The sequence below is a fragment of the Nostoc sp. DedSLP04 genome (genome assembly GCF_034530775.1).
In the GTDB taxonomy this organism is placed as follows: domain Bacteria; phylum Cyanobacteriota; class Cyanobacteriia; order Cyanobacteriales; family Nostocaceae; genus Nostoc.
Genome location: NZ_JAVRCL010000039.1, coordinates 24,026 through 42,223 on the forward strand (window position 1 = coordinate 24,026; position 18,198 = coordinate 42,223).

The window sequence follows — 18,198 nt, forward strand, 5'->3', positions numbered from 1 at the left end:
AAATTTTAGGAATTAAAAATTAAGGTCTTCTAGCTTTTTCAGCAGCAGTGCTTCAGCTTCATCTTCCGAAGCTGTTAATATCTGTTGCCTCTGAACTGCTACAGCATTCACCTCCTCTGACAGTTCTACTGGCTGAAGCGGAATCACGTTTTCAGCCAGATAGTCAAGGAGTGCTGCAAGCGTCGGATAGTCGAACAGCAGCGTTGAACGCATGGTATAGCCCAAGTTTGTCTGCAAACGATTTCTCAACTCCACCGCCGTTAAGGAATCTAGACCCAGGTCAAAAAGTCTTTGCTGCGGCTCTACCTGTTGAGGATTGGACAGACCCAAGACTTTTGCAATCTCGCTTTGCAGGTAAGCTCTGAGCAACTCCCGGCGTTCTTCAATGGGAGCAGTTTGCAACTGCTGGAGTAGTTGATCTTTGTACCGTTGGTCGGCTGCAACAAGTTTGCAACTCTGCAACATTGGCACCTCTATTCCTGGTGCTATTTGAGCTAGTAACTGCTGCCAGTTCGCGGGTATAATCCCGACCTGAATTACATCCTGCACCAGTAACGCTTCTAATGCTTGCAAACCCCGCTCTGGTGAAATCGTTCCCAAACCATGACTCTGCATTCGGCTGTGATGTTGGTTTCCTAATTGTGCTGCCATCCCTCCTTGCTCCCAAGGCCCCCAGTTAATACTCAACCCTGCCAGTCCTTGCTGTCGGCGATAGTGAGCCAACCCATCGAGAAAGGCATTGGCGGCAGCATAGTTACCCTGCCCTGGTGAGCCTATAAGGGATGCTGCTGATGAGAAACAAACAAAAAAGTCTAGGGGTAAGGCTTGAGTAAGCTGATGCAAAAGCCAAGCTCCTCGCACTTTTGCAGCCATGACCCCGGTAAACCTCTCCCAACATTGCTGTTGGAGAATGCCATCATCTAAAATCCCTGCTGCATGGATAATTCCTCGCAGTGATGGCAACTCTGCTGCTATCTTGTTTAGAAGTCTAGTCATATCGGACTGGCTAGAAACGTCTGCTTGCTCAACAAGTACCCGTACACCCGCTTGTTCTAACTTGGCGATCGCTGCTAGGGCTATTAGTGATGGCTCCCGACGACCAGATAGTATAAGGTGACGAGCGCCTTTGTCTGCCAACCACTGGGCAACTTGTAGACCTAATGTTCCCAATCCGCCGACAATAAGATAACTCGCTAACTCTGGAATGGCAATGCGATCGCTTATCGTCCGTTGTCGAGAGCGAACTAATCTAAGTACATGGCGCTGTCCTTGGCGGTGGGCAATTTGGTCTTCGCCGTCTGGGGAGAAGAGTTCATCTGCGATCGCGTGCAGATTCAATGAGATAAAGCCATCTGGATCAAGGTCTAATCGGCGACACTTCAGGTGAGGATATTCCATAGCGATCGCCCGTCCTAATCCCCATAACGGTGTTTGCTGTACCTGAGTTATAGCTTCTGTTGTCACGGCTTGGCTACCTTTTGTCACCAGCCAAAGTTGTATCGGTTCAGTTCCTCTCTGCTGCTCTAGTGCTTGAACTAGGTGTAAAACACTGGCACAACCCAGGATTTGCGATCGCTCCAACTCATCTAGATCAAGTTCTGCTGAGGAAGCACCCTCTAAAGACCACAGATGAATTACACCTTGCAATTTTGTTTGCCGATCGCAACTTGTATGTAGTAACTGATTAAAGTCATCTAGCTTTAGAGGATTAATTTGGTAATGTCTCTCATCTAGCTGCTGATAGTTTTGCCCAACGGTGACAACTGTACAACTTCCTCCGTGCTGGGTTAACTGCTGGCTGAGTTGTTCACCAAGTTCACAGTCTGCAAAAATCAGCCAATGCCCTACTGCAAACTTCTCTGTTGCATCTGTAATTTTGACAGGAAGAGACTTCATCTGCCAGTCAAGTTCGTAAAACCAGTTGCTAATATCTGGCTTAATCATGCGCTCTAGGGATTGTCGGGTAGTACGACGCATAGCAAAGCCTTGTATCTGAGCTACCACCGCCCCACTAGGATCGACTAACTGGATATCACTACTCAAAATTTCACCCTCTGAGGTGATCGCATTTCTAGCTTCGGCTTGTCCCCATAACTGACGGTTAGCTCGCCGATAAACTTGCAGACGCTCAATACCAATTGGCAGATAGGGGAAAGAGCGATCGCCTTCTTGGAGTGTAGCCGCACCAGCCAACTGAAGTCCGGCATCCAGCAGAATAGGATGGATTTGGTATCCTTGTGTAGCATTCATACCCGTCTCTTTTGGCAGTTCGATTTGGGCATAACCAAGTCCTGCTTTGCAACCTAGCTGCTGTAGGGAATGGAAACAGACACCGAATGAAATACCTTGCTCTTGCGATCGCTGATAAAAAGCTTGAGGATCAATCTTATTACCATGAGATAGCCAATTCGTCAAATCAATTGTTTTTGGTACAGACCCGATTTCACCTGGTAAGACTGTACCTGTAGCATGGACAGTCCAGGGGTTCTCAGCATTTTCTTTCTTAGGATCGCGACTGCAAATCTCGAACCGATAACCCTGACTTTCTAAAGGATGCAAAACTACCTGCATAATCTTTTCGGGTTGGGCTGCTAAAATTAGAGGCTGCTCCATTGCCACGTTTTCCAACACGATGCAGTCAGATTGGAAAATATTAGCTCCCGCCGCGATCGCCATCTCTAGATAAGCTGCACCTGGCACAATTACTTGCTCAAAGATCCGATGGTCAGCTAGATAAGCCGGAGATGATGCACTAATAATAGATTCAAAAAAAATCTCTTTGCTGCGACCAGCTAACTGTAATCTCTCACCAAGTAAAGGATGTAAACTATGGCTTGGCTTTGTTGTGTGCTGAGGCGGAGTTTCTACCCAATACCGTTGTCTTTGAAAAGGATAAGTAGGTAATTTCACCTTGCGATGGCAGTAGTCGCTCTCAAATCCCACCCAATTTACTTTTGCTCCCAAAACGTACAATTGTCCTAAACTGGAGAGCATTTGCTGCAAATCTTCTTGTCCCATTTGCAAGGATGGCAACCAGACACCGCTATTATCGGGTAAACACTGACGACCCATACCCAATAAAATCGGTTGGGGACTACATTCGAGAAATACTTCATAACCTTGTTGGTGTAATGTCTGCATACTGGCTGCAAAGTCCACAGGTGCGAGAATATGGCGACTCCAGTATTCCGGTGTTGTGACTTCTGAGGTGGCAATTGCACCTGTAATGTTAGAAATTAACTTCAGGTGAGGCGAATGATAGGTAATCTGCCGTGCGACTGACTCGAATTGCGCCACCATTGGTTTCATCAGTGGTGAGTGAAAAGCGTGAGAAACTTGTAATTGTTTGCTTTTGACTCCCAGTTTTTCTAGTTCGGTAACAATGGCTTGTACTGTGGCTGTTTGACCGGAAATGACTGTACTTTGAGGACTATTAATAGCTGCAATTGATAGTTGTTCTGAGTAAGGGGCAATTATTTCTCTGACTTGTGCGACTGGCATAAATAACGATACCATCATGCCCTCAGTCGCTAAATGCTGCATCAACCGCCCCCTGGCAGCAATTAGTTTCAGTCCATCTTCTAGGCTAAACACTCCAGCTATACAAGCGGCTACATACTCACCCACACTATGACCTATTACTGCACTAGGTGTAATTCCCCACGATCGCCACAGTTGATAAAGGGTGTATTCTAGGGCAAATAAGGCGGGTTGGGTATAAGCTGTTTGGTTTAAAGGTGAATCTTTGTCTGTTTGAGGATAAAGTATTTCTAATAAAGGGATTTCTAGTTCAGAACGTAGAATTTCATCGCATTCCTGAAGTGCTTTTCTAAACGTTGGTTGGGTTTGATAGAGTTGTTGCCCCATCCCCATATACTGTGAACCTTGTCCTGTGAATAGGAAGGTAATTTCTGGCTCGTATACCCTACCAGAACTAATCGTCATAGCTAGCTGTTCGACTAGCTCCTTTGTTGAACCTGCAACGATCGCCATTCGATAGTCAAAGTGCGATCGCCCAGTATTCGCAGTAAAACAAACATCAGCTAACTCTAATTCTGGCGTAGTTTCCAGGTAAGTTCGATATCGCTCTACCAACTGCAATAAAGCCCTTTCATTCTTCGCTGATAGGCAAAAAAGATGGACGGGACGCTCAGAAGAGGCAAGGGGGCAGAGGGGTAGAGAGGCAGAGGGGTAGAGAGGCAGAGGGGTAGAGAGGCAGAGGGGCAGAGGGGCAAAGAGGCAGAGGGGAAATACCATTGTCACTCCTCCCCTGCTCCCCTGCTCCTTTAATGGTGCTTCTTCCAGCACCACATGGGCATTTGTACCGCTAAAGCCAAATGAGCTAACCCCTGCCAGTCGGGGCTTTTCTCCTCGAACCCAAGCCATGCTATCCGTCGGTATGGCGATCGCTAGTTTGCTCCAGTCAATGTAGGGATTAGGTTGCTTGAGGTGTAAGTGCGGAGCGATGCTGTCATGCTGAAGCTGTAGGACGACTTTCATTAGCCCAGCAATTCCGGCTGCTCCTTCTAGATGTCCGATATTAGTTTTTACAGAACCAACGATTAAAGGGCGATCGGGTGAATGACTGCTGCTAAATACTGCTCCTAACGCTCTCATCTCAATCGGATCGCCCAAAGATGTGCCTGTGCCGTGAGCTTCAATATAGCTGACTTGGGCAGGCTCGACACCGCTTGCTGCTAGGGCGCGACGAATTACAGCTTGTTGCGAAGGGCCATTAGGAACTGTCAGCCCACTAGTATGTCCGTCCTGATTGATAGCGGAACCGCGAATTAAGGCCAGAATATTATCTCCAGCAGCGATCGCATCAGATAAACGTTTGAGCAGAATAACGCCGCAACCTTCAGAGCGGACAAAGCCATCAGCACTAGCATCGAAGGTTTTGCAGCGCCCATCAGCAGACAGCATTCGCGCTTTTGTAAAGTTGATATTGAATACTGGGGATAAGAGTCGTTGGACTCCGCCAGCGATCGCCACATCACACTCTTGGTTACGCAGACTTGTACAAGCCAAATGCACGGCTACTAAGGAAGAAGAACAGGCTGTATCTACAGAGAGGCACGGCCCAGTTAATCCTAGCAGGTAAGACAATCGCCCAGAGGCAATACTGTGAGAGTTGCCAGTTGCTAGGTAGGCATCAATCTGCTCCTCTCCTTGGTTAAAGAGATTCTGGGTATAGTCATTGCTACAAATGCCAATGAAAACACCCGTTAAAACTTTCGCCAACACTTCAGGGGTAACTGCGGCTGCTTCTAGGGTTTCCCAAGTAACCTCCAACAGAAGGCGCTGTTGCGGATCGAGGGATATAGCTTCGCGGGCAGATATGCCAAAGAAATGGGGGTCAAACTCTTGTGGGTTATTGACAAAACCCCCATAGCGTGTATTCATCTTGGCTGGGGCATCGGGATCGGGGTGATAGTAGGCGTTGATATCCCAACGATCGCCAGGAACTTCGGCGATCGCATCTTTACCCTGGTAGAGTAGTTGCCAGAACATTTCTGGATCGTTTGCGCCACCTGGAAAGCGGCAACCCATACCGATAATCGCGATCGGTTCAGTCTTGGCACTCAAGAGGGCGTTCAGCTTGGCCTTCTGCTCCCTAATTTCCAGCACAGCGTCTTTGAGAAGTTTGGCATAGTCTGGTTGGGGATTACTCTGACTCATTCTCCACCTCCGTATAGTTCATCAGCCAGTAATGCTGCCAATTCTTCTTGAGATAAATCGGCTAAATCTGCATGGCTGCTTTGAGTTATTTCTGTTGTTTCCGGTGCAGCTGACTGGTCATCGGGTAATAGATTCTGCACTAAGTAATTAACCAGAGTCTCGATTGTGGGATAGTCCATAATCGCTGTTGCTGGCAGTGAATAGCCCAAACTCCCTTGTAATCGGTTTCTTAACTCCACAGCAGTTAGTGAGTCCATTCCCAAGTCAAAAAAGCCCGATCGTTCATTAATGGTTTTTGCTGAAGCCATACCTAATACATGGGCTACTTGCTGTTGTACGTGGTTTAACAGCAACCGTCGTCGTTCGCTAGGCAATGCTGTCCGCCATTGTTGCAGAAATTCCGACTCGATTTTAATAGATGAAGAGTCAGTTTTCTCCTGCCAATCTGCTAAGAAACGGTAGTTTAACCAATGGGACAAGCCCTGTTTATTAGACCAGTTTATGGCAACTAACCCAACTTCTACAGCTTCTGGTTGCTTGAGTAATTGTTCTAGGGCTAGTAATACCTGTTGCGGTCGAATCGGTTTGATTCCTAGCTGTTGTCCGCGCACGTCAGCTCCTTTTTGTGCCGCTTCTCCGATTTGGGACACTGTTCCTAAGTGGAGACTTTGACCGGGTAAACCGAGCGATCGCCGATAATGGGCAAATCCATCTAGAAACGCATTCGCTGCGGCATGATTGGCTTGTCCAGGGACACCGAGTAATGAAGAAACCGAGGAAAACAAAATAAAGAAATCTATTGTATCTGTGAGAGTTAATTGATGTAAATTCCAAGCTCCTTGTACCTTGGGAGCCATCACACGAGAAAATTTTTCCCAACTCTGGTGTTGTAATGTGGCATCGTCGAGCATTCCTGCTGAGTGAATAATACCCCTTAAGGTTGGTAAAGATTGGCGGATATTAGTAAACACCTGGCTCATGGCTTCATAATCAGCAACATCAGCTTGAATGACTTTTACCTCAACGCCAGTTTGTGCGATCGCGTTAATTTGTTTTTGCTCTGCTGAATTAGCTGGGCTACGACTGACTAATACTAGATGTTTGCCACCACGAGCAACCAACCATTGGGCGACTAATAATCCCAACCCACCCAAGCCACCTGTAATAAAATAAGTGCCATCGGCAGAAAAAGATAAGGGAGTTTCTGATTCATCTTCTTGAGTGACAACAATTTTGCCAATATGCTTGGCTTGTTGCATATAGCGAAAAGCTTGTACAGTCTGCTGAATGGGAAATACTCTTAATGGTGAAGGTTGAAAATAACTACTGGCAAACTTTTCTGCTATTTCTGTCAGCAATGAATGTATCAAGTCTGGTTGCTCTTGAGCAGTACGTATCAAGTCGAAAGTTGTATAGGTAATATCTGGACGAACGGCGGCAACTTGGGCACTTGTCCACACTCCACGCTTGGCAATTTCGATGAAGTGTCCACCTTCTCTCAAGACTGAGAGACTCTTGGCAACAAAATCACCAGATGTTAACGAGTTGAGAACAATATCTACTCCTTGTCCTTGGGTTAGTTGCATTACCCGATCGCCAAATTCAGTTGTGCGGGAATTCATAATATGTTGCACACCCATCGCTTTCAGGGTTTTCCACTTGGAGGGACTGGCGGTAGCGAAAACTTCTGCTCCAGCTTTTTGGGCAATTTGGACTGCGGCGATGCCAGTTCCGCCAGCAGCAGCGTGAATTAATACCCGTTTACCAAAAAGATAAGGTTCAAAACCTTGCCCCTTGTGGGCGATACTCTGCTCCCCTGCTCCCCTGCTCCCCTGCTCCCCTGTTAAATGCTTCAGGGCATAATAAGCAGTTAAAAAGTTACTGGGAATGGAGGCGGCTTCGGTAAAGCTTAGGCGTTGAGGTTTACTAACGACTTGGGTAGCCTTGACAGTAACATATTGACTAAAAGCACCCTCAACTACGGCAATTACTGAATCGCCAAGAGCAAATTCCTCAACTCCTGCTCCTAAAGCCGCGATCGTTCCGGCACATTCGCCACCAAAACTCACCATCTGTTTGAGATGTGACTGAGAAACACCATCCACTTGTTCTGGAATCAAATCTAGAGCAGCGATGACATCTAGAAAGTTCAGTCCAGTGGCTTTGACTTGAATTTCTACTTCCCCTGAATTGGGAGAACGGCGAGTTGTCGATGCCAAGATCAGTTTATCTAAGGAACCTCGACTCGTCATTGTGATTTGAAAAGGGCTGGATGGAATGGACAATGATGACTGCTGTGCCAAAATCTGAGAATTGGCAATTAAGCGAGGAACATACCGAGCATTGCGCCGTAAAGCAATTTGGTCTTCTTGGTCTTGTGCCCACACTTCAGCCCAAAGACTAGCGGCTTGTGACTCAATATTGTCGTTGGGATCTAAATCTATGCGCGTACACTGTAATTCTGGATGCTCTAGAGCGATCGCTTTGCCCATACCCCATAAAGATGACTGCCCCACTCCAGATAAGTTCAGTTCTGAGCGATCGGCGGGTTGTGTACCACGAGTTACTATCCATAGTCGGGGTTGCGGAGAAAGGTTAGCGGCGATCGCTGCTTGTACAAGGGATAAGACTGTACCACATCCTAAGTGAGCGATCGCTTCCAGATTTTGAGCATTAATCGCTGAAGCTTCAGGGCTATTAAGTGTCCAACAATGAATAATGCCATGTAATCCCGGCGTTTGGTCGGCAATCTCTTTGATTAGTTGCTGGTATTCTTGGGGGGAAGCAGACTGTTCTAGTTGTAACGACTGTTCAGTTGCCAAAGGTTGCTTGATGAATACCAGAGTGCAAGTTTCGCCTTGAGTTTGCAGATGTTCAGCCAGTTGGCTGCCGACTCCCTGCCGATCTGCGAGAATCAGCCAACCCCGCTTAACTGTTGATTTCTCTACAGGTTGCTCAATATTTTGAGCGATAATTACCGACTGTTTCGCTCCCACTCCTGCTGCTGGTGGCGGTAGCACAGCAACAGGACTCAACCCATTGCTTTGTAGCACTTGTTGCCATTGGCAAACTTTGAGTAAAGGGTTATCGGGTCGTAATTCTCGGTCTTGGAAACGCCACCAGCCTGGTAGCAAACCGAAAATCAAATCTATCCAACGTTGGCGATCGGTTCCTTCTAGCAAAACGAGCAACCCTTCTGGAGCTAGTAACTGTTTGACATGCTGTAGGGTTTGGTTGATATTCTGAGTGGCATGTAAAACGTTGGCTGCTATGACTACATCGTATTCATGAGCATCAAAACCTTGAGTTGTTGGCTCTTGCTCGATGTCGAGAGTTTTGTAATCGACAAATTTATAATTTTCAAATCGGTTTTGGGCTTTACTGAGGAACAGTTGACCAATATCAGTAAAACAATAGCGCGTTTGACTAGCCTGTAGTTCTGGCAATAAATAGCTGGTCGTTCCTCCCGTACCTGCACCAATTTCTAAAATCCGAATTCCCCGTTGGGGTGGTGCATCAGCTATTGCTATTTTCACAACCTGTTGCACCAGAGTGTTGTAAATTTGCGCGGCGGGGGAGTCTTGGTAAAGCTGAGTAGCTGAATCAATATCTGCGGTGGGAAAAACTACTTGAGTTGGCTCCACAGCACCACGCAAGACTGCACACAGGTTCTCTCCACAGCGCTGCACCAAAGTTAGTTCGCCTTGAATAAGAGTAGTGTATGGTTGCAAACTTTCGAGATAAATATCTGGATTAGCAGCAGGTAGAAGCTGGCGTACTTGCCACTGACCGGAAATTGCCGTCAAAATTTGCTCTGCCGTAAGAATCTGTAACAGGTGTTGTAAGAGTTGGTGGTGTTGGGGTACGACACCCAAACGTTGAGCAGCATTTAAGAGCGAGAATTTATCTCCGACTGGGAAAGACCATCCCAGTTGACTTAATGCTTGGATAATATACTCTAAACTTAACCGATCGAGTTGGGGCAGGAGAGTACTGTAAATCTGGATGTCATCGCCACTAATCAAACGCTCTAGATGCGGTTGGAGTTGGTTAGCGATCGCCTCTGGAGATGGAATAAAGTGCGGAGGTTCTAATTTGCCAAACCGGGACTGCGATCGCCATTCCACTTCATAAAGGCAATCCTGTAGAGAGTCTTTACCTTGATTTAGAAGTGCTTGAGATGTGACTGCTTGGAATCGTAAGCCATCCAGCACTGCTACAACTTGGCGAGCGCTATCAAACAATGTAACCTGAGCTTTGAAGGCAAAATTTGACTGCTCTTGCAAAGAAGCAACTGCCCATATTTCCAAGCTGGGACGGCGGTACACTATCAAACGTTCAAGAGAGACGGGAATGTAGGTGCTAACTCGATATATTTCCACAAGACCACCCACAACCTGCATCGCTGCATCTAACAACGCTGGATGGAGCCAATAGTCGCCGACCTTTGATCGAGGGAATAGGGTTCCTCGACTCACCTTTGCAGGAAGTTGAATCTGCCCTAAAGCTTGATTCTGTCCTCGCTGTAACTTTTGCAATCCTTGGAAACTGATACCGTAATCAATGCCCTGCTGTTGTAACTGCTGGTAAAATTCCTTGAGATCGATTGACTCCTGATTTGCCCAAGTGTCTAAATCTAATTCTGCGGGGATTGTGTTTGTCTGGTTTGCTAAAACTGTACCTGTAGTATGGACAGTCCAAGGGTTCTCACTATTTTCTCTCTGAGAGTCACGGCTGCAAATCTCGAAGTTATAACCCTGATTTTCTAAAGGACTCAAGATTACTTGGACAATCTTCTCCTGGTGTTGTGTTTCTAAAATTAGAGGCTGCTCTATTGCCACATTTTCCAGCACGATACAATCCGATTGAAAAATATTAGCTCCTGCAGATGTCGCCATTTCTAAATAAGCTGCACCTGGAAAAATTATCTGCTCAAATATCCAGTGGTCAGCTAGGTAAGCTGGAGATGATGCACTAATAATAGATTCAAAGAAAATCTCTTTGGTACGGCTGGCTAGTTGTAATCTTTCACCAAGTAAGGGATGTCGGTTGTAGCTTGGCTTCGTTGTGGGTTGAGATGGAGTTTCTAGCCAGTAACTCTGTCTTTGAAAAGGGTAAGTAGGTAATTTCACCTTGCGACAGCGGTAGTCGCTCTCAAATCCCACCCAATTTACCTTTGCTCCCAAAACATACAATTTTCCCAAACTTTGCAGAATTTGTTGCCAATCTTCTTGTCCAATTCGCAACGATGGCAACCATGTAGAGCCTTCATCAGATATGCATTGGCGACCCATACCTAATAAAATTGGTTGCGAACTACATTCGAGAAATACTTTATAACCCTGCTGGTGTAATGTCTGCATACTGGCAGCAAAATTTACAGGTGCGAGAATATGGTGACACCAATATTCAGGTGTTGTCACCTCAGAAGTGGCAAATGTGCCTGTGATATTAGAGATAAATTTTAGCTGCGGCTGATGATAGGTAATCTGGCGTGCAACTTGCTCAAATTGCCCTACCATTGGTTTCATCAGTGGTGAGTGAAAGGCATGAGAAACTTGTAGTTGCTTGCTTTTGATTCCTAGTTTTTCCAGTTCGTTAACAATGGCTAGCACTACGCCTGTTTGACCGGAAACTACTGTACTTTGAGGACTATTAATAGCAGCAATTGATACTGGTTCTAAATAGTGAGAAATTGCTTCTGTGACTTGTGCAACTGGGGCGAGTAAAGCTACCATCATGCCCTCAGTCGGCAACTGCTGCATGAGGCGACCCCTTGCAGCAATCAGTTTTAATCCATCTTCTAAGTTAAAGACTCCAGCTACACAAGCCGCTACATACTCGCCGACGCTGTGACCCATGACAGCATCAGGTGTAATTCCCCAAGATTGCCAAAGTTGATACAGGGCGTATTCTAGGGCAAATAAGGCGGGTTGGGTATAAGCTGTTTGGTTTAAAGGTGAATTTGTTTGATAATAAAGTATTTCTAATAAAGGAATTTCTAGTTCCGAACGCAGAATTTCATCGCATTGTTGAATTGCTTTTCTAAAACTTGGTTGGGTTTGATAGAGTTGTTGTCCCATCCCCGCATACTGGGAACCTTGTCCTGTGAATAGGAAGGCGATTTTCGGAGGTTCATTCCCAACTATCCCGCTACTGAGTCCAGGCAACTCTTCATGACGAGAGAAAGCAGTAAGTTTGGTTGCCATCTCGGCGACTGTTGCTCCTAGTACACTCAAGCGATCGCTAAAGTGTAAACGTCCTGCGTGAGCAGTGAAACAGATGTCAGCGAGTGGCTGCGTGCCATCTGAGCGCAAGTATTCGCAGTAATTGAGCGCTAATTGCTTCAATGCTGCTGCATTTTTGGCAGATAAATTCAGCAGATGCAGAGGGCGTTCCCCTTTCATCTCTACTGCATCCGGTAACGGTGGCGCTTCTTCAAGCACTAGATGAGCATTAGTTCCGGTAAACCCAAAAGAACTTATTCCAGCCCTGCGGCGATCGCACGAAACCCAAGGAGTTAACGTAGTCGGAATTTTGATAGGCAAATTTTTCCAATCAATTTTAGGATTAGGGTGCTGTAGGTGCAAGTGGGGTGGAATCATCTGATGTTGCATTGCTAAAACAACTTTAATCAGCCCTGAAACCCCTGCTGCTGCTTCTAAGTGACCGATATTTGTCTTAACTGAGCCAACAAATAACGGAGATTCTGGAGTGCGTTCCTGCCCTAAAACTGCGGCGGCGGCATTGAGTTCGATTGGATCTCCTAAAGATGTGCCAGTTCCATGAGCCTCTAGGTAACTAATTTGATGAGGTTGGAGTTGCGCCCAAGCAAGTGCTTGAGAAATAAGTTGCTGTTGAGCCTGCCCGTTAGGGACAGTTAAACCACTACTAGAACCATCGTGGTTGACTGCACTGCCCCGAATTAGAGCTAGAATCCTGTCTCCATCGCGTTGAGCTTCACCCAGACGCTTCAAGACTACCATACCACAGCCTTCGCCACGGGCATAGCCATCGGCTGAGACATCAAAAGTTTTGCACAAACCATCACCAGAAATCATCCGCACACTGGAAGCCCAGATGTAAGAGGCAGGAGTAAGATGGAGTTTGACACCACCAGCGATCGCCATTTGACATTCGCGTAAGTGCAAACTATTACAAGCTTGGTGAATAGCGACTAACGATGATGAGCAGGCGGTATCAATAGCCAGGGTTGGTCCCGTAAAACCGAAAGTGTAGGCTAGACGACCAGCCGCACTAGAAAAAGCATTACCAGTTCCAGCGAAAGTGCCAACAGGACTATCAGGGTTTTGCTGCAAATGTTGGGCAATTAACTGCTCGTAGTCGTGTCCGTCGTTGCCGACAAAGACTCCTACAGACGCACCAGCCAGCCGTTCAGGAGCGATCGCAGCTTGTTCTAGAGCTTCCCAACTTACTTCCAGCAACAATCGGTGTTGTGGATCGATCGCTACAGCTTCGCGGGGAGAAATACCAAAAAAGGCAGGGTCGAAGCGATCAATACTGTTGATAAAATTACCGTAGCGAGTGTAAATTTTGCCTGGGATTCCTGGAGTCGGGTCATAATAAGTTTCGACGTTCCAGCGATTTTGGGGAATTTCTGCTCTAGTATTAGTTCCCGATGCCAGCAATTGCCAGAAGCTTTCGGGATCTGTAGCATCCCCAGGAAAGCGGCAACTCATGCCAACGATCGCTATGGGTTCATAGATATCACTAATTGGGTCATTTGGTTGGTTTGCTTTTGCTTGGGCCAGTGCTAGTACATCTGTGGCGAGATAGTGAGTCAACCGTTCAATGTTGGGAAAGTCAAAACTTAATGTGCTGGGTAAATTAACCCCCAAAAGCTGGTTGAGGCGATCGCGTAATTCCACTGCCGTCAGCGAATCCATTCCCAACTCAAAAAATCCTTGCTCAAGCGCTGGTAATTCCTCTATCGGCAAGCCCAATACCCGCGCCACTTCTTTCTGCAAGGTGCGGCGTAATATTTCCAGACCTTCTGCGGTTGGAACTGATGCCAGTTGTTCACGCAACTGTGTTGGTTGTGCTGTCTTGATTGCTTGCTCAAGTTGAGTTTGCGGTGCAAGTTGCTCCAGCAATCGCCGAGTTCGACCTACTGCATAAATTGTCCCAAAGCGTTCCCAATCTACGGGCGCGACAACAATTTGGCGATTCTGGGAATTCAACAGTAACCCCATCGCAGCTTTAACCTGGGTCAAATTCAAACTCCCTACGCCAATCTTCTGCAATCTTTGGGTTAAGGCTTCAGCCCCAGGTTGATTTATCATACCTGCGCCGATAACAGCAGACCAATTCACGGTTAAGCCTGGTAATCCTTGAGACTGGCGGTAAGCTGCAAAGAGATTTTGAAATTCATTAGCAGCAGCGTAGTGAGATTGGTTTGCCGATCCCCACACAGCAGCGATGGAAGAGAAGTTGATAAAAAAGTCTAATTCCCAATCCTGACTAATTTGGTGTAAATTCCAAGTACCAGCTACTTTGGGTTGTAGCGTTTGGTGTAGTATTGAATGCTCTAGCTCGGCAATCCGATACATACCACCATCGCTACCTGCTGTATTAGCAATTCCACTGATAGGAGGTAGTTTTCTAAGTAGCTCTGACATGGCATTTCGCAGACTTTCACCGTCACTCACATCAGCTATAGGCGTAATAATTTCTACTCCTGCTGCCCGGAGTTGCTTAACAGCTTCTTGTTTTTCTCTAGTATTGATGCCACTGCGACTGAGTAAAATCAAGTATCGAGCGCCTTGTTCCACTAGCCACTGAGCGACACTTAATCCTAAGCCTCCTAATCCGCCGCTAATTAGATAAGAGCGATCGCTCTTAATAGAGAATTTAGAGGTACTTTCTGGGTAGCTTTTAACAAGTCGAGCAACATACCGGGTTCCTGAATGATAAGCTATGTGTTCCTCTCCTGAAGTTCCCAATAACTCCATTGCGATCGCCTGAGCTTTTTCCTCAACATTTGCTTGCCGATCTGTGTCTATTAACCCGCCCCAATGTTGGGGATACTCCAGCCCAAACGCCCGACTTTGACCCCACACAGGTGCTTGAGAAATGGCTGGTAAATCTTTACCTAGAGCGATCGCGTTCTCTGTGATTACCCAAAGTTTAGCGGTGCTACTCCAAGGCTGGGATACCACAGTTTTCATGACATCCAGTAGTTGCCTGCAATTGGTATTTACGCTACCTGTCAAAGTAGCTGTAGTTAGCGTTTCCGTCGCAGGTAAATCCAAACTCCACAGGTGAATAATACCGATGAGTGGGCTTTCCCCAAGCGTAAAACCTTCTGCCTCCTGCCATCTGCCATCTGCCTTTCCTGAAGTTACTAGAGAACAGGTTTGTCCCTGTTGCTCTAAAACTTGAGCTAGGGTAGAAGCTAAAGTCCCTGAGTTGGCTAGAATCAGCCAATGACCAGGTGTGGAATTTTCAGCAGCAGAAACAGTGTTAGGGCTGGGTTGCCATTGCACTTCATACAGACAATCCTGAATTGAAGCGATCGCTTGTTGCTGTTGATGTTCTTGAATCAGTCGCTCTAAAATTTCAACTTGAGCAACATTTAATTGGCGATCGGTTCTGCTGAGAAGTTGGGACAACTGCTCAGTTTGCCCTGCTTCGAGTAGTGCTATTACCTGGGTTTGTTGCTCAGAAGTAGGTTTGTGTTTGTTTGCTGGAGTAAGTTCCGCCCAGTAGCGTTTTCTCTGGAAAGGATAAGTGGGCAAAACTACTTTACGATAATGAAGATTTTGATAAAATCCAGTCCAAGCGATCGCTACTCCACGCATATACAAATCTGCCAAACTGGAGAGAATTTGCTGCCAATCTTCTTCTCCTCCTCGCAAGGATGGCAACCATGTAAAGCCTTCATCAGATAAGCATTGGCGACCCATACCTAATAAAATCGGTTGAGGGCCGCATTCGACAAATACTTCATAGCCTTGCTGGTGTAATGTCTGTATACTGGCAGCAAAGTTCACAGGTGCAAGAATGTGGCGACACCAATATTCCGGTGTCATTACTTCCTCAGTGGCAATTGCACCTGTGATGTTAGAGATAAATTTTAACTGTGGTGAATGATAAGTAATTTGCCGAGCGACTTCTTCAAATTGCACCACCATCGGTTTCATTAATGGTGAATGAAAGGCATGGGAAACTTGTAATTGTTTGCTTTTGACTCCCAGTTTTTCTAATTGACTAGCAATAGTTTTAACTGCGGTTTCTTGACCGGAAATAACTGTACTGTGAGGACTATTAATAGCTGCAATTGATACTTGTTCTGAATAGGGAGCAATTATTTCTCTGACTTGTGCGACTGGCATCAGTAACGATACCATCATGCCTTGAGTCAGTAACTGCTGCATGAGGCGACCCCGTGCAGCAATCAGTTTGAGTCCATCTTCTAGGGAAAAGACTCCTGCTATACAAGCAGCTACGTATTCGCCGACGCTGTGACCGATGACGGCGCTGCATGTAATTCCCCACGATCGCCACAGTTGATAAAGTGCGTATTCTAGGGCAAATAAAGCCGGTTGGGTATAAGCTGTTTGGTTTAAAGGTGAGTCTGTTTGAGGATAGAGTATTTCTAATAAAGGGATTTCTAGTTCAGAACGTAGAATTTCATCGCATTGCTGAAGTGCTTTTCTAAAAGTTGGTTGGGTTTGATAGAGTTGTTGCCCCATCCCCGCATACTGGGAACCTTGTCCTGTGAATAGAAAAGCAATTTTTGGTGGATTGTCAGAATTAGTTTTGCCAGTATTTGGCCAATTTTTCAGCTTTTGAATCAGCTCGGTGGTTGTAGCAGCAACAAGTCCAAGGCAGTAGTCAAAGCGATCGCGTCCTGTATTGGCACTAAAACAAATATCTTCAAGCAATACCTCTGGATGACTTTCCAAATAGGTTTGATAAGACTGACCGAGATCGACTAGCCCCTGCTGACTTTTAGCCGATAAAGTGAGGAGATGGTAAGGACGCTCAGAAGAGGCAGGGGGACAGAGGGGATGGGGGGCAGAGGGGTAGAGAGGCAGAGGGGAAATATTATTGTCACTGCTTCCCTGCTCCCCTGCTCCCCTGCTCCCCTGCTCCTTTAATGGTGCTTCTTCGACAATTACATGAGCATTAGTGCCACTGAATCCAAAAGAACTAACTCCTGCCAACCGAGGCTGATTCCCCTTCGACCAGGGCATGAGTTGGGTTGGCACATAAATCGCCAATTCTGACCAGCTAATGTGGGGATTAGGTTGTTTTAAATGTAGGTGGGGGGCAATTTCTTCATGTTGCAGTTGCAGAACTAACTTGATTAATCCCGCAATACCCGCAGTTGATTCTGTATGCCCGATATTCGTCTTCGCAGAACCAACAATCAAGGGTGTTTCTAAGGTGTGATTTTTCCCAAACACCCCATCTAAAGCAACAATTTCGATGGGATCTCCTAGAGACGTTCCCGTACCATGAGCTTCGATATAGCTAATCTGAGCCGGATCGATTTTGCCATTGTTCAGTGCTTGACGAATAACTTGTTCTTGGGCAGGCCCGTTAGGCACTGTCAAACCACCACTGCGACCATCTTGATTAACGGCACTGCCTCGAATCAGCGCTAAGATATTATCCCCATCTCGTTGGGCATCCGAAAGGCGTTTCAGAACCACCACACCACATCCTTCTCCACGTCCATAACCATTGGCTGTGGCATCAAAGGTCTTGCAACGCCCGTCGGGAGAAAGAGTATGCGCCTGACATTCAGCAATGTAACTTTCTGGAACTAGCATCAGGTTAATGCCACAAGCCAGCGCCAAGTTGGATTCCCCAAGCCGCAAACTTTGGCAAGCTAAATGAACCGCTACCAGCGATGAGGAGCAAGCGGTGTCTACAGTTAGAGTTGGGCCTTGCAAACCAAAGGTAAAGGCGATTCGTCCCGCAGCAGTGCTAGGAGCCGAGCCGGAGGCTGAGTGGGCATTGATGGCTTCGTAGTTGGGAAAAGCTATGGTGGGATACTCTAGGTTCATCAGCCCGACAAAAACACCCGTTTTGCTTCCTAGCAGCGACTTAGAAGGTACGCCAGCGCACTCTAAACTTTCCCAGCAAACTTCTAGGAGCAGCCTTTGTTGAGGATCTAAAAAATTGGCAACTCTTGGGGAAATGCCGAAGAATTGAGCATCAAAGCGATCGATGGGTAGATTGAGAAATGCGCCCTGGCGGGTGTAAATTTTGCCCGGTGTGCCAGGGTTGGGATCGTAGAACGCTTGAATATCCCAGCGATTTAGAGGTACTTCTGAAACCAGATCGGCTCCGGCTCTGAGGTGTTGCCAAAACTCCTCCGGTGAGTTAGCACCACCAGGAAGCCGACAACTCATGCCGATAATTGCTAACGGCTCAGTCTGAGCTTGTTCTAGCTCTGTGAGCTTTGCTTTTGTCTCCCGCAGCTTGACTAGTGCTTCTTTGGCTATCCGCGATCGCTCATCTGATGATGAAACCACTTGCTTT

The 18,198-nt window shown here is 46.6% G+C and carries 2 protein-coding genes; both read right to left on the reverse strand.

Going from position 1 to position 18,198, the window contains the following annotated elements; genetic code table 11:
- Positions 1-12: 12 nt before the first annotated feature.
- Complete coding sequence (locus RMX89_RS21570) at positions 13-5,682, reverse strand: type I polyketide synthase (RefSeq protein WP_322690380.1); 5,670 nt, start codon at positions 5,680-5,682, stop codon at positions 13-15.
- A complete protein-coding gene (locus tag RMX89_RS21575; protein ID WP_322690381.1) occupies positions 5,679-18,191 on the reverse strand; it encodes an SDR family NAD(P)-dependent oxidoreductase in 12,513 nt (4,170 codons plus the stop codon). The genes RMX89_RS21570 and RMX89_RS21575 overlap by 4 nt, the downstream gene beginning before the upstream one ends.
- Positions 18,192-18,198: the final 7 nt, after the last annotated feature.